The following is a 13,550-nucleotide window of genomic DNA, read 5'->3' on the forward strand; positions in this document are numbered from 1 at the left end:
CACGTAGATATCGTTAAACTGTTTCATGACCTGCCTCCTGAGTTATGGCACTGGGTTGATAAAGGTTTCGCACCCATCAACTTAACCCACGTTTGTCAGGTGGGCAGGTCATCCATCATGTCTACAACGGCAGGCTCTACAACGGCAGGCTCTCAGCGCATTTTTGTAGGAGCCCACCCCGTGGGCGATAGGCGTGGAACACGCCTTCAAGCAGAAAATTTGGGCGGGCGCTTTTCGATGAAGGCGTTCACCGCCTCGTGGTGATCCGTGGTCATGTGGGCGATGGCCTGATAGCCCGCCGACAACTCCAGCAAGGACTCCAATGAACTGCGCTCACCTTCACGCAGCAAACGCTTGGTCATGCGCAGCACACCGCCCGGGTTGGCCGCAATCTTGCGCGCCAGCGCCAGCGCCTCGGGCATCAATTGATCGGGTGCCACCACCCGAGAGACCAGGCCGCAATCGAGCGCCTGCTGGGCCGTCAGGGCTTCCCCCGTGAACGCCATCTCGGCGGCTTTGGACGCGCCCACCGCACGCGGCAAGAGCCAGGCCCCGCCGTCGCCCGGCACGATGCCCACTTTCACAAAACTCTCGGCAAAGGTGGCCTTGTCCGACGCGATGCGGATGTCGCACATGCAGGTCAAGTCAAGCCCTGCGCCAATGGCCGGGCCGTTGATGGCGGCGATCACGGGCACATCGAGGTTGTACAGCGCCTTGGGCAAGCGCTGGATGCCGTTGCGATATTCCTCGCGGATGACGTCGGGCATGAGTTGTTGCGTCTGGTAACGCAGCATGTCCTTGACGTTGCCGCCCGAGCTGAAGACCGGGCCTTCGGCCGTGAGGATGACCACCCGGATGCTGGTGTCCCGGGTGATGTCGGCACAAGCCTGCACAAATTCTTCGACCGCCGTGTTGCCGGTCAGGGCGTTGCGGGTCTCGGGCTGGCTCATGGTGAGGATGGCGATGCTGCCCTCACGGGTGATGTTGAGAAATGAACTCATGGCAATTCCGGAAATAAAAGGTCAGACAACAACGTCGGTGAGTGTGCGCATCAGGTCCAGGCTCAAGGGCTCTGGGCTGTCCAGCAGGGCCTGGCCCAGCACGTCGTGCCAGTAAGACTCTGACCCGGCCGCCTGCCGCCAAGCGTGCAGCCTGCGGGTGTATAGCTGCAAATCAAACTCGCGTGTGAAGCCGATCGCACCGTGGATAGAGTGGCTCAGGCCCGCCACCTCGAGCGCAGCCTCGCTGGTACGGGCCTTGGCCATGGCCACGCGCAGACGGTCGGGCACCTGGCCCGTCGCGCACAAGCCCAACTGGGCGGCCATACGGGCGGCAAAGGCGTGCTCGGACATGAGGCTCAGCTGGTGCTGGATCGCCTGGAACTTGCCAATTGGCTTGCCAAACTGCTGGCGGTCGTTGGCGTATTGCAGCGTGCGGCTGAACACGGACGTCAAAGCACCTGCCAACTGGGCTGCGTACAGGGCCGCCTGCAAGGTCATGAGGTCGTGCGCTCCAGGCACTGCGTGTGCAGCGTCCCAAGCCGCTTGGGGCCAGCTCATCTGTGCGTCCAGGCAAAACCCAGCCACCTGCACCTGGGCATCGGCCGCAGGCAAGAGACGGCAAGCACCGCCACACGACACCAGCACCCAATCGGCTTGTGTACCGCATCGCACCTGCGCGCAATCCAAACGGCCATCGCTGCCAAGCTGCCCCGTGCCGAAGACCACCGAGCCCCTTGGCACGGACACACCCGCATGGGCCAACAAGCCACGCGCCAGCAAGGTCTCGCCCAAAGGCACGGGCACGGCAAAGCTGCCGCACAGCTCCAGGACCGGGTACACATCGGCCAAAGCCAGCCCCGCGCCCCCAGCAGATTCGGGCACCAGCGCATCGACAAAGCCCGAGTCTTCGAGCTGTTGCCACAAAGGGGCGTGGGCTTGCCCCGCTTCAATGACGCGCACCACGGCGGGTGTGCAGTGGTCCGTCAACAGTGCCTTCACGGCGTCAGAAAAAAGATCGTCCATGGTTTTTCCTTTTCAACGCAGACCCAGGCCACGGGCGATCATGCCGCGCAAGATATCGCGCGTGCCGCCGCGCAGCGAGTAGCTGGGCGCCACTTGCGTGATGTAGTTGAGCGTGTTGAGCAACTCGGCCGGCACATCGGCCGCGTCACGCGAAAACAAATCGTCGGCAATCGCCGCCGGAATCAACTGCTCCACGCCTGTGCCCAGGTCCTTAACCAGGGCCGCTTCAACCACAGGGCTTTCACCCCGAGTGAGTTTTTCGGTGATGGCCACCGACATGGCGCGCAGCGGCGCCAACTGGCTCAGGATCTTGCCCGCCAAGCGCTGGGCCTGTGGGGTGCGGCCTTGCGGCGTGCGCACATAGGCCAGCCATTCGTCGAACAAGGCGATGCTGGAAAACAACCGCTCGGGTCCGCTGCGCTCAAATGCGAGCTCGGCCGTGACCTGCTCCCAGCCCCCGCCTTCGTCGCCCACCAGGGCGTCAGGCCCCAGCTGCACGTTCTCGAAAAAGACTTCGCAAAAATGGCTGTCGCCCGACTGGTCCACGATGGGCCGCACCGTGACCCCCGGCAAGGACAAGTCCACGATGACCTGCGACAAGCCCTTGTGCCGGTCGGTCGTCTCGCCACTGGTGCGCACCAGGGCGATCATGTAATGGCAGTTGTGGGCGTTGGTGGTCCAGATCTTCTGGCCGTTCAGCAGCCAGCCCGTTTCGTTGGGCGCGGCGCGGGTGCGCACGCTGGCCAGGTCCGAGCCGGCACCGGGCTCGCTCATGCCAATGCAAAAGAAGGCCTCGCCCTGGCAAATGGCAGGCAGGTAGCGCTGTTTTTGCGATTCGGTGCCGTACTTGAGCAGTAAAGGCCCGCTCTGACGATCGGCGATCCAGTGCGAGCCCACAGGCGCACCAAAGTTCAGAAATTCTTCCACCAGCACATAGCGTGCAAACGCGCTGCGCCCTGCTCCGCCATAGGCTGGCGGAAACGTGATGCCCAGCCAGCCCCGGCGGCCCAGCTCACGGCTGAAGGCCGGGTCATAACCCGACCAAGAGCGGGCGCGCACATGGGCCGGCATTCCGCGCATGACCTCCACCAAAAAATGCCGTACCTCCTGGCGCAGCGCTTCGTCTTGCGCAGGAATGGCCGATGGGTTCAACGAATCAAGCTGGCTCATGCCAACACCCCTTTTTCAAACAATCGGTCCATGGCTTCTTCCTTTAAATCCAGCACCTGGCCCAGCACCTCGCGGGTGTGCTGCCCCAGCAGAGGCGGCGCGTGGCGGTATTGCACAGGCGTGTCCGACATGCGGATCGGGCTGGCCACCAAGGCCACATCGTCCCTCGCTGCGTGGTCCATGTGGATCTGCATGCAACGCGCCTTCACCTGCGGGTCTTCAAACACATCGGCAATGGTGTTGATCGGGCCACAGGGCACACCTGCCGACTCGAGCAAGGTGACCCATTCGCGCGTGCTGCGGGTCAAGGTGAGTTCGCTCATCAACTCAATCAAGGCCACGCGGTTTTGAACACGCCCGGCATTGGTCACAAAGCGCGCATCGCCTGCCCATTCAGGCCGCCCTGCAGTTTTGCAAAAGCGGGCGAACTGCCCGTCGTTGCCCACCGCCAAAATCATGTGCCCATCGGCCGTCGGAAAGTCCTGATACGGCACCGTGTTCGGGTGGGCGTTGCCCATGCGTTTGGGGGCCACACCGCTGTGCAGGTAGTTCATCGACTGGTTAGCCAAGCAAGCCACGCCCACATCCAGCAGCGCCAGATCAATGTGCTGGCCATGCCCCGTCACCTCTCGGGCCTGCAAGGCCGCCAAGATGCTGGTGCTGGCGTACAAGCCAGTCAGGATGTCGGTGAGCGCCACACCCACCTTCATGGGGCCAGCGCCCGGCGTGCCATCGGGCTGGCCGCTGATGCTCATCAGCCCGCCCATGCCCTGGATCAAAAAGTCATAACCCGCACGCTGAGCATAAGGTCCAGTCTGGCCAAAGCCGGTCACCGAGCAGTAGACCAGCCGGGGGTGAATGGCGTGCAAAGTGTCATAGTCCAGCCCGAACTGCTTCAAGCTGCCCACCTTGAAGTTTTCAATCAGCACATCGCATTGCAGCGCCAATTGCTGCACGAGTTGCTGGCCTTCGGGTGTATTCAGGTCAACAGCGATCGATTTTTTGTTGCGGTTAGTGCACAGGTAATACGCCGCGTCACGCGTGGGCTCGCCCTGTGCGTCTTTCAGGTAGGGTGGCCCCCAGATACGGGTGTCGTCGCCCGTTTCGGGGCGCTCGACTTTGATGATCTCAGCGCCCAAGTCACCCAAGGTCTGCGCGGCCCAAGGACCCGCCAGCACACGCGAGAGGTCGAGCACGCGGAGGTGCGAGAGCGCACCGCGTGGGCCGGAGTCTTCGCTGCCAGCGCTCATTGCTGTTCCACTTTGGCGCTGGTGGCAATGCGTTTCCACAGCTTGATCTCGGACGCCTGGAAAGCGCGCATTTCTTCTGGGCCGCCATTCATGACCTCGGCACCGAGGCGCTCATAGAACTCACGCGTTTCGGGCAAGCGCTCGATGGCCGTGAGCAAGCTGGCCAATTTGTCGGTTTCGGCCTTGGGGGTCTTGGCAGACACCATCGCGCCCACCCAGGTGTAGGCCGTGAAACCGGGCAAGCCCGCCTCGGTGGCGGTGGGCACAGCGGGCAGTGTGGGCGAGCGTTGTTCGGACGCAAAAGCCAGCGCACGCAGCTTGCCCGCCTTGACCATTTCCTGCGCGCTCGTCATCTCGGCAAAAGCAAACTGCACCGTTCCAGCCGTCACGGCCGACACCACTTCGCTCGCCCCTTTAAACGGCACATGCATCGCCTGGATGCGGGTGGCATCGTTGAAAGCCTCAGCCATCAACTGGTACCCGGCCGAACCTGCCCCGTAATTGAGTTGCCCGGGTTTGGCCTTGGCGGCGGCCACCAGATCGGCCACGGTCTTGTACTCGGATTGAGCAGGCACGATCAACAGGGATGCCGCGCGCATCATCATGGTCAGCGGCGCGAAATCGGCCACTGGGTCATAGGGCAAGGACTTGAACAGCGCCGCATTCACTGCCAATGTGGAGTTGCTGCCCACAAAAACGGTGTAACCATCGGCAGGCGCACTTTGCACCGCACGCACGGCAATGAAGCCGTTGGCGCCAGGCTTGTTGTCCACGATCACGGATTGACCCGTCACTTCGGTGAGCTTCTTGGCAAAGTAGCGTGCTGAGGTGTCCGTGCCGCTGCCCGGAGGAAAGGGCACGATAAAGCGCAAGGGTTTGGACGGAAAAGCTGCTGGCGCAGCGCTCTGGGCGTGCACCGCAGTGACGCCCAAAGAAGCCGCCAGAAGTGCTGCTGTGGTCAAGGCGTGAAAGATGTGTCGGCGTGTGGACATGGTGAGTCTCTTGGTATGGGTTGGGTTTTTATTCGAGCGTCACACCTGTGGCCTTGACCACAGCTGCCCAGCGGGCCAGTTCTTTTTTCACGTAGGCGCCGTACTCTTCAGGTGTCGAGCCCAGCGGCTCGGCCCCTTGCAGCGCCAACTTTTCTTTGACCTCGGCGCTTTGCAAAGCTTTGTTGATTTCGGCGTTCAGGCGCTGCACCACCGCTTTGGGCGTGTTGGCCGGCACCATGATGCCCTGCCAAGCCCCCGCCTCAAAGCCAGGCATCACGGTCTCGCTGAGTGTGGGGACATCCGGGAAAAGCGACATGCGCTGACTGGTCGTCACTGCCAACAATTTCAGGCGCTTGTCCTTCACGAAAGGCATGACCGAGTTGATGGTGTCGGTCATGAACTGGATCTGACCTGCGACCAGGTCCACGTCAGCCGGTGCGCTGCCACGGTAAGGCACATGGGTGGCATCAATGTCGTGGTGGCGCACCAACTGGAAGGCCGCCAGGTGAGTCACGTTGCCGTTACCGGCCGAGCCATAAGACAACTTGCCCGGATTGGCTTTGGCGTAAGCGATGAACTCGCGCACGTTGTTGACAGGCACTCCGGGATTGACCACCAACGCCAAGGGCACCACGGCCGTCAGCGCCACGGGCGCCAGATCGCGCTGCACGTCATAAGCCAGATTCTTGTAAAGGGCAGGGCTCAAGGTGATGGACGAGGTGTTGTACAGCACGGTGTAACCATCTGCCGGAGCCTTGGCTGCCGCCACGGCCGCAATATTGCCGTTGGCACCGGGCTTGTTGTCGATCACGATGGACTGGCCCATTTGCTCAGACATTTTCTTGGCCAGCACACGCGCCACCAAATCGGTCGGGCCACCGGGCGGGAAAGGCACCAGCAAGGTGATGGGCTTGTTGGGGTAGGCCTGCGCCCAAGCGGCCAAGGGCAAACAAGCTGCAGCAGCCAGGCCCAGCAGGGTTCTGCGGAAAGTGGATTGGATTTTCAAGGTGTGGTCTCCTTCAATGAATAGAATTTTTTTGAATGGGCTCAGGCCGCGGGTCTGCCGGCCAGCAAGCGTGTAGCGGTATAGGTCATGACGGGCGTACCCTGCTGGTTGAACACGTCGATGCGCGAGGTCACAACAGCGCGACCATGGCGCGATGTGGGCCGGATGTCGGTGACTTCGATCACGGCTTCAATGGTGTCGCCCACCACCACCGGGGCCAGGATCTTTTGGTGCAACTCCAGCATGGCCAGGCCCGTGCCCTGGATCATGGTCTGCAAGATGAAGCCTTCAATCAGCGTGTAGGTCAGTGCCCCGGGCACGGGTCGTCCGGCCATCGCAGCACCTTCGTAGTCTTCTTCGATGAAGATGGCCTCCAGCATGCCCGTGACAGAAATGAAATTGACCAGGTCGGTCTCGGTGAGGGTGCGCCTAAAAGTGCGCATGCGCTGGCCCACCGTCAGGTCTTGCCAGACAAAGCCTCGACCCAACTGGGGCAAGTTGCGGTCCACCGCCACAGGGGGCGAAAACAAGGTGCTCATCAACGGGAAACTCCAGCCGTTTTGGAAAAAGAAGAGGCTACTGCTGCACCACTGACCAGCATCGCGGCAATCTGCTCGGCCGACAAACCCGCTGCCTCCAGCAAGGAACGGGTGTGCTCACCCAGACGCGGGGGCAGGGCCACGGGCGGGCGCTGGCCGTCAAAGCGCACAGGCACGCCAGGAAAGCGCACCTGGCCCATGGCCGGGTCGTTCACCGACTCAAAAAAACCAGTGGCCAGCAAATGCGGGTCTTGCGGCAAATCGTCAAGCCGACCCACAGGCGCCGCAGGAATTTCGAGCCGCTCGCATGTCGCAATCCAGTGGGCGGTGCTGTGCAACTTCACAAAACCAGACGCAAGCTCCAGCAACTCGGCAATGTAACGCGTGCGCTGCGAGATGTCGGAAAAACGCGGGTCCTCGGCCAAGTCCGGGCGCCCCACTTCGGCAAAGAACCGCTGCCAGTGCGTGCTGGTGTAGGGCATCATTGCCACGTGCCCGTCGGCCGTGCGGTAGGGCCTGCGCCAGGGGGCCAACACACGCGGGTAGCCCGCGCCCGAGAGCGGCGGCACAAAGTGCTGGCCGTAAAAGTGTTCTACCAGATTGAAGCCCACCATGGACTCGAACATCGGTATTTCGACCAGCGCCCCCTGCCCCGTGCGCTCGCGCTGCATCAAGGCGGCCAAAATGGCGTGCGCCGCGACATGCCCACAGGTCTTGTCAGCGGCAATGGTGGGCAGGTAACGCACCTCACCCGTCTGGCGTTCCATCAGGTCGGCCAGCCCCGACATGCCCTGAATCACATCGTCGTACGCAGGCCTGCCCTCGTAAGGCCCAGGAAGAAAACCCAGCAAACTGGCGTACACCAGCCGGGGATGGCGATGGCGCAGCGTCTCAGGGTCAATGCCCAGGGCCGCCAGTTTTTGCGGGCGCATGCTGTGCATGAAGACATCGGCAGAAGCCACCATTGACTGCAGCGCCTGCTGCGCCTGTGCCTGCTTGAGGTCGAGCGCCAGGCTTTTTTTACTTCGGTTGGCCCCCATGAACATGGCGGCCATGCCCGTCTCCAGCCCAGGGCCGGTGTAGCGGGTTGAATCGCCTTCAGGCGGTTCCACCTTGATGACCTCTGCGCCGTAGTCGGCCAGCACTTGGCTGGCCAAGGGGCCAAAGATCACGCTGGACAGGTCCAAGACCCGTATTCCATGAAGGGGCTGCATAAAAAAGAGGGTTGTTCTGACAGCCATTATTTAGGCCAGAGTTGTTTTCGTCTAATATTTGTTTTCACCTCTGTGATAGCTATTGGATATCAATGGACAGCCGCCAATTACGCCACTTTGTGGCCCTTGCCGAAACCCTGAACTACCACCGCGCGGCCGAGCGGCTGCACATCTCGCAGCCGCCGCTGTCGGCCTCGATCCGCAAACTCGAAGAAGACCTGGGGGTGCGGCTGTTCGAGCGCACGCGTCGTGGCACCAGCCTCACGCCGGCGGGTCAGGCCGCACTGGACGACGCGCGTCGGGCCTTGTTCCATACCGAGCAATTCGGTCGCATGGCCACGGCCACGGCACGCGGGGAAGCGGGCACGCTGCGCATCGGCTTCATCGGCTCGGCCACTTATTCGCTGATGCCCAGGCTCATGCCACTCTTTCGTGCGCGCTACCCGGATGTCGAGTTGGTGCTGACCGAGTCCACCACCAGCCGCCTGATCGAGCAAGTAGAACAAGGTGAGCTGGATGCGGGTCTTTTGAGGTTTCCCATGGTGCGGGCCACCCAGGCCGAAATGACGCCCGTCGAACGCGATGTGTTTGTGGCGGCACTGCCCGAAGATCACCCACTGCTGGCCAGGCCCAAACTCAAACTCTCCGACCTTGCGGCCGAGCCCTTTGTCATGTACAGCGCGCAAGCGGTGCCGGGCCTGCACGCCATGGCCTTGCTCGCGTGTCAGCAAGCGGGCTTTGTGCCCAAAGTGCAGCAAGAAGCCGTGCAGGTGCAGACCGTGGTCAGCTTGGTCGAAAGTGGTTTGGGTGTGGCCTTGGTGCCCTCTGTGGCCACGCGCCACGCCATGCCGCGCGTCGTGTTTCGGAAGGTGCACGGACCGGGTGCAAACACCGAAATTGGCATTGCCCTTCTGTGGCGACCCGACACGGAAACGCCTGCGGCGCGCAGGTTCAGGCAAACGTTGGCGAGCCTGGAAAACATGGCCCACTGAACGCCAATCGGCATGGCCGACTAGCCCCGCCTTGCCTGCGGAAAACCCTGATATCCAGTCCGCGACAGGCGAATGAGGGCAACTGTTTATAGTGAAACAGCGATTCAACACCTCACACGCTTCACTTTCAAAACACGCAAGGCTTTCGACAGATGCATGACTTGATCATCCGCAATGCACAGGTTTTTGACGGCACAGGCACTCCTGCAAAACAGGTGGATGTCGCCGTCTCGCAAGGCTGCATCACCCACATCGGCCAGGTGGACGGCCCAGCCCGGGACAGCATCGATGCCCAGGGTCTGGCCCTGATGCCCGGCATCGTGGACCTGCACACCCACTACGACGCGCAAGTCACCTGGGACCGCACCATGTCGCCTTCACCCGCACTGGGGGTGACCACCGCCGTGATCGGCAATTGCGGCTTTGGCATTGCGCCCTGCCCTGCGCCGCTGCGCGAGACCATGCTGAAGAACCTTTCCGTGGTCGAGGGGATGGACTTGCAATCCTTGCTCACCGGTGTGAACTGGCAGTTTGAGTCCTTTGGCCAATACATGGACCAATTGCGCCGCATCGGCCCTTACGTCAACACCGCCGTGTTTGCAGGCCACTCCGTCATCCGCACCGCCGTGATGGGCGCAGATGGCTCTGCCCAGGTCGATCCCACAGAGGACCAACTGCAGACCATGCAAGCCCTGGTGCGCGATGCCATGGACCATGGCGCCATTGGGTTTGCGTCTTCGTTTTCACCCAACCACAGCGGCTTCGGCGGCATCCCCATGCCGTCCACCATCGCCTCTGAAGGCGAGTTGCGGGCTTTGGCAGGGGTGCTGGGCGAAAAAAACAAGGGCGTGTTCATGATGGCGACCGGCTCCCGCGCCAGCCCCGACGTGATGGAGTCCATCGTGCAGGACACGGGACGGCCTGGCTACATCTCCACCGTGCTCACCATGTACAACGAGGCGAACCCGGCGCTGGGGGCCACCTATTACGAGCGCTGTGCCCAGGCCTTGGCCCGCGGCAACGAGCTGTATGTGCTGACCAGCTGCCAGCCGCTGTCGTTTGACTTCACCTTGACCGATCCCTATGTGCTGCTCAGCCATGCGGCCTTTGATGCGGTCAAAACCGCCACTGTGGATGCCCTGCCCGGCTTGTACCGCTCGGCCGAATTTCGCGAAGCCTTTCGCCAGAACCTGCGCCAGCCCAAGGCGGGCATTTTGTTTCTGGGCAACTGGCGGCACATCGAGGTGGGGCAAACCATGCGCCCAGAAAACCAGGCACTCGAAGGCGTCACCATCCAGGCCCTGGCCGACCAGCGCGGCCTGGACCCGGTGGATGTGTTCTTTGACTTGGCCCTGTCTGAAGACCTGGGCACGCATTTTGTGGGCAAGTTTTTCAACAACAACGACGACGGTGTAGCCCCGTCGCTCAAGCACCCCGCCAGCGTGATCACACTGTCAGATGCTGGTGCCCACCTCACCTACATGTGCGACGCGGGCTTTGGTCTGTATTTTCTGGCGCACTGGGTGCGCGACACCGGGCACTTCAGCCTGGCAGAAGGCGTGCGCCGCCTGACCAGCGAGCCCGCTGACCGCTTTCGCATCCCCGACCGAGGCCGTTTGCAAGTGGGCCTGCCCGCCGACCTGTTGCTGTTCGACCCGGCCACCGTGGGCATCTCCAAACCCTTGCCGCGCCAGGACTTACCTGGCGGCGGCACGCGCATGGTGCGCGAGGCCACAGGCGTGCATGGCGTCTGGGTCAATGGTGTGAAAGTGCATGACGGTCAGGACTATGTGGACCATCCACACGGGCCAGGCCAAGTGCTCGACCAATTCAATTCTTAAGGAGTGTGATCATGACCATCCAACGTCGTTTCTTGACCGGCCTCTTGCTGGCCTTCATGGCCACCAGCGTGTGGGCGCAAAGCTGGCCCACGCGCCCGGTGCGCATGATCATCGCCTTCCCGCCCGGCGGCCCCACCGATTTGGTCTCGCGGGTGCTGGCGCAACGCCTGTCCGAACAACTGGGTCAACAAGTCATCGTCGACAACAAGCCCGGTGCAGGTGGCAACCTAGCCGCCGAACTGGCCGCCCGAGCCACGCCCGATGGCTACACGATTTTCTACAACACATCGGCCATCGTCATTGGCCCCGCCTTGTACGGCAAGGTCAACTACGACACCCTGAAAGACTTTGCGCCCGTGGCCCTGACGGCCAGTGTTCCTATGGTTTTGGTGGTCAACCCGCAGCTGCCTGCGCGCAGCGTCAAGGAATTTCTGGACCTGGCCAAGTCGCGCCCCGGTGCACTGAACTACAGCTCTTCAGGCACCGGCACCATCACGCATTTGGCCAGCGCCATGATGTCCTCACAAACCGGCGTGTTGACCCAGCACATTCCCTACAAAGGCAGCGCCCCGGGCCTGGTGGATCTGGCAGCGGGTCAAACCCAGTTCATGATCGACACCATCAACACGGTCTTGCCCTATGTGCGTGACAACCGCCTGCGCGGCCTGGCCGTGACCAGCATCAAGCGCTCAACCCTGTTGCCCGACCTGCCCACCCTGGCCGAATCGGGCATGCCCGGCTTTGATGCCGCCGCTTGGCAAGGCATCGTGGTGCCCACCGGCACACCGGCCGACATCGTGCAAAAGCTCAACGCCGAAGTGAACAAGGCGCTGGCCCACCCCGACCTGCGCGCACGCTTGGCCGCACAAGGCGCTGAGATTTTGGGCGGCACACCCGCCGAATACGCGGCCCACCTGCGCACCGAAATGCCACGCTGGGCCAAGGCCGTGAAAGACTCGGGCGCCAAGGCCGAATGACGTTCTGGCGAAGAGGGCTGGGTTCCCCTCAAAATTCACCAGCCCGCACCCATGAAGGCCTGAAAAAGCCCGACCACGAAGCGCAGCATTTTTGTAGGAGCCCACCCACGAAGCGCCGCATTTCTGTAGGAGACCACCCCGTGGGCGATGGGCGTGGAACACGCCCTCAACAGCCCCCCTGCGAACCATCGCCCACAGGGGTGGGCTCCCACATTAGCTTAGATTCGGGTCACGCACTGCTTGTGCAGCGCTTGCGCCTGAGCATCGCTCAGGCCCGCTTCGCGCAACACCTCGGCGCTGTGCTGGCCCAAACGCGGGGCTGGTTTTTGCACAGACAAACCCGGGGTGCCAGAAAAGCTCACCGGAACACCGATTTCGCGCAAATGGCCTTCGCTGGGATGCTGCACATCCTGCAGCATGCCAACCGCCAACAAATGCGGGTCTTGTAACAAACTATCAACATCGTGCATGGGCATGCAGGGAATGTCGGCCTCGTTCAGTCGCGCCGTCCAGACCTCTGTGCTTTGCGTGGCCATGGCCTGCGCCACCAGGCGATACAAGTCGTTGATGTGCTGGGTCCGCGCGCCAATGCTGGCAAAACGCGGGTCCTGTTCAAACAACTGCCCCTGGCCAATCAGCCCCAGAAATTTTTCCCAGTGGTGGTCGGTGTAAATCAGCACGCACAAATGGCCATCGCTGGTGGGGTAGGGTCGGCGCTCTTGCACCAGCAAGCGCGGGTAACCGGTCTCCCCCATGGGCGGCTCGAACGTGGCACCGGCCATGTGCTCGCCCAAAACATATTGCGCCATGGTCTCGAACATGGGCACCTCTACCGCCTGCCCCACGCCGGTCTGGTGGCGCGCAATCACCGCCGCCAAAATGGCATTGGACGCCATCAGGCCCACCGTGCGGTCGGCCAGGGTCAGGGGCACATAGCGCGGCTCGCCGCCACTGGCGCGGCTCATCAGGCTGGGAACAGCCGCAGCGCCCTGAATCAAGTCGTCGTAAGCCGGCTTGCCCGCATAAGGCCCCTTCTCGCTGTAGCCATAAAGGCCGGCATAAATGATGCGCGGATTGATGGCTTTGAGCCGCTCGTAATCAATGCCCAGGCGCAGCATGGCCTGTGGCCGGATGTTGTAGACCACCACATCGGCCGTCTCGACCAGCTTGAGAAAAGCAGCCAGGCCCTCAGTCTTTTTAAGGTCCAGCACCAGACTGCGTTTATTGCGGTTGACATGCAAAAAAATCGAGCCCATCCCCGCGTGCCGCATCGGACCAATACCGCGCACCGTGTCCCCGGCAGGCGACTCGATCTTGATCACATCCGCCCCCATGTCGGCCAGGAGTTGCGTGGCAAACGGGCCCATCAGGACACTGGTCAAATCCAGCACACGCAATCCATTCAACGCACCAGCCATGCGGTTCTCCCTCGGGGTTTTGGTGTGAATCATAAAACCTCAAGATGCCCATGCACAAAGCGCTGAATTTTTATGGGAGACCACTCCGTGGGCGATGGGTGTGGCACACACCCTTAACAGTATCCCC

Annotated in this window: 12 protein-coding genes; 3 read left to right on the forward strand and 9 right to left on the reverse strand. The window is 62.1% G+C overall.

What is annotated here, in order from left to right:
- Nucleotides 1-206: 206 nt before the first annotated feature.
- Genes B9Z49_RS01655 through B9Z49_RS01690 form a run of 8 tightly spaced genes read right to left on the reverse strand, consistent with a single transcriptional unit; the run spans nt 207 to nt 8,195 of the window.
- A complete protein-coding gene (locus B9Z49_RS01655; RefSeq protein ID WP_108351723.1) occupies nt 207-1,001 on the reverse strand; it encodes a crotonase/enoyl-CoA hydratase family protein in 795 nt (264 codons plus the stop codon).
- A gap of 21 nt (nt 1,002-1,022) precedes the next feature.
- Nucleotides 1,023-2,024 (reverse strand): acyl-CoA dehydrogenase, encoded by a 1,002-nt coding sequence (locus B9Z49_RS01660; protein WP_108351724.1) that lies wholly within the window; start codon nt 2,022-2,024, stop codon nt 1,023-1,025.
- Between the two features lie 12 nt (nt 2,025-2,036).
- Nucleotides 2,037-3,194, reverse strand: a complete 1,158-nt coding sequence (locus tag B9Z49_RS01665) for an acyl-CoA dehydrogenase family protein (protein ID WP_108351725.1) — start codon at nt 3,192-3,194, stop codon at nt 2,037-2,039.
- A complete protein-coding gene (locus tag B9Z49_RS01670; RefSeq protein ID WP_108351726.1) occupies nt 3,191-4,444 on the reverse strand; it encodes a CaiB/BaiF CoA-transferase family protein in 1,254 nt (417 codons plus the stop codon). The genes B9Z49_RS01665 and B9Z49_RS01670 overlap by 4 nt, the downstream gene beginning before the upstream one ends.
- Nucleotides 4,441-5,436, reverse strand: coding sequence for a tripartite tricarboxylate transporter substrate binding protein (locus B9Z49_RS01675; RefSeq protein WP_108351727.1), 996 nt, complete (start codon nt 5,434-5,436; stop codon nt 4,441-4,443). The genes B9Z49_RS01670 and B9Z49_RS01675 overlap by 4 nt, the downstream gene beginning before the upstream one ends.
- 28 nt (nt 5,437-5,464) lie before the next feature.
- A complete protein-coding gene (locus B9Z49_RS01680) occupies nt 5,465-6,442 on the reverse strand; it encodes a tripartite tricarboxylate transporter substrate binding protein (RefSeq protein ID WP_108351728.1) in 978 nt (325 codons plus the stop codon).
- Nucleotides 6,443-6,483: 41 nt separating this feature from the next.
- Nucleotides 6,484-6,981 carry a MaoC family dehydratase gene (locus B9Z49_RS01685; RefSeq protein WP_108351729.1) on the reverse strand — a complete coding sequence of 166 codons (498 nt, stop codon included), beginning with the start codon at nt 6,979-6,981 and terminating at the stop codon, nt 6,484-6,486.
- Nucleotides 6,981-8,195 carry a CaiB/BaiF CoA-transferase family protein gene (locus B9Z49_RS01690; protein ID WP_108351730.1) on the reverse strand — a complete coding sequence of 405 codons (1,215 nt, stop codon included), beginning with the start codon at nt 8,193-8,195 and terminating at the stop codon, nt 6,981-6,983. Before B9Z49_RS01690 ends, B9Z49_RS01685 begins: the two co-directional genes overlap by 1 nt.
- A 92-nt stretch (nt 8,196-8,287) precedes the next feature.
- Here B9Z49_RS01690 and B9Z49_RS01695 point away from each other — a divergent pair, with 92 nt between their 5' ends.
- From B9Z49_RS01695 to B9Z49_RS01705, 3 genes are all read left to right on the forward strand, one after another.
- A complete protein-coding gene (locus tag B9Z49_RS01695) occupies nt 8,288-9,187 on the forward strand; it encodes a LysR family transcriptional regulator (protein ID WP_108351731.1) in 900 nt (299 codons plus the stop codon).
- Nucleotides 9,188-9,339: 152 nt separating this feature from the next.
- Nucleotides 9,340-11,028 (forward strand): amidohydrolase family protein, encoded by a 1,689-nt coding sequence (locus tag B9Z49_RS01700; RefSeq protein ID WP_108351732.1) that lies wholly within the window; start codon nt 9,340-9,342, stop codon nt 11,026-11,028.
- A gap of 11 nt (nt 11,029-11,039) precedes the next feature.
- Nucleotides 11,040-12,005 carry a tripartite tricarboxylate transporter substrate binding protein gene (locus B9Z49_RS01705; RefSeq protein ID WP_108351733.1) on the forward strand — a complete coding sequence of 322 codons (966 nt, stop codon included), beginning with the start codon at nt 11,040-11,042 and terminating at the stop codon, nt 12,003-12,005.
- Between the two features lie 218 nt (nt 12,006-12,223).
- On the opposite strand, the gene B9Z49_RS01710 is transcribed toward B9Z49_RS01705, so the two are convergent.
- Complete coding sequence (locus B9Z49_RS01710) at nt 12,224-13,423, reverse strand: CaiB/BaiF CoA-transferase family protein (protein ID WP_108351734.1); 1,200 nt, start codon at nt 13,421-13,423, stop codon at nt 12,224-12,226.
- Nucleotides 13,424-13,550: the final 127 nt, after the last annotated feature.

It is taken from the genome of Limnohabitans sp. 2KL-51 (genome assembly GCF_003063645.1).
Classification (GTDB): domain Bacteria; phylum Pseudomonadota; class Gammaproteobacteria; order Burkholderiales; family Burkholderiaceae_C; genus Limnohabitans_A.

What these genes read in the sequence shown, in the direction of transcription:
- B9Z49_RS01655 (WP_108351723.1), bottom strand. Translation starts at nt 1,001, where the DNA reads ATGAGTTCATTTCTCAACATCACCCGTGAGGGCAGCATCGCCATCCTC.
- B9Z49_RS01660 (WP_108351724.1), bottom strand. Translation starts at nt 2,024, where the DNA reads ATGGACGATCTTTTTTCTGACGCCGTGAAGGCACTGTTGACGGACCAC.
- B9Z49_RS01665 (WP_108351725.1), bottom strand. Translation starts at nt 3,194, where the DNA reads ATGAGCCAGCTTGATTCGTTGAACCCATCGGCCATTCCTGCGCAAGAC.
- B9Z49_RS01670 (WP_108351726.1), bottom strand. Translation starts at nt 4,444, where the DNA reads ATGAGCGCTGGCAGCGAAGACTCCGGCCCACGCGGTGCGCTCTCGCAC.
- B9Z49_RS01675 (WP_108351727.1), bottom strand. Translation starts at nt 5,436, where the DNA reads ATGTCCACACGCCGACACATCTTTCACGCCTTGACCACAGCAGCACTT.
- B9Z49_RS01685 (WP_108351729.1), bottom strand. Translation starts at nt 6,981, where the DNA reads ATGAGCACCTTGTTTTCGCCCCCTGTGGCGGTGGACCGCAACTTGCCC.
- B9Z49_RS01690 (WP_108351730.1), bottom strand. Translation starts at nt 8,195, where the DNA reads ATGCAGCCCCTTCATGGAATACGGGTCTTGGACCTGTCCAGCGTGATC.
- B9Z49_RS01695 (WP_108351731.1), top strand. Translation starts at nt 8,288, where the DNA reads ATGGACAGCCGCCAATTACGCCACTTTGTGGCCCTTGCCGAAACCCTG.
- B9Z49_RS01700 (WP_108351732.1), top strand. Translation starts at nt 9,340, where the DNA reads ATGCATGACTTGATCATCCGCAATGCACAGGTTTTTGACGGCACAGGC.
- B9Z49_RS01705 (WP_108351733.1), top strand. Translation starts at nt 11,040, where the DNA reads ATGACCATCCAACGTCGTTTCTTGACCGGCCTCTTGCTGGCCTTCATG.
- B9Z49_RS01710 (WP_108351734.1), bottom strand. Translation starts at nt 13,423, where the DNA reads ATGGCTGGTGCGTTGAATGGATTGCGTGTGCTGGATTTGACCAGTGTC.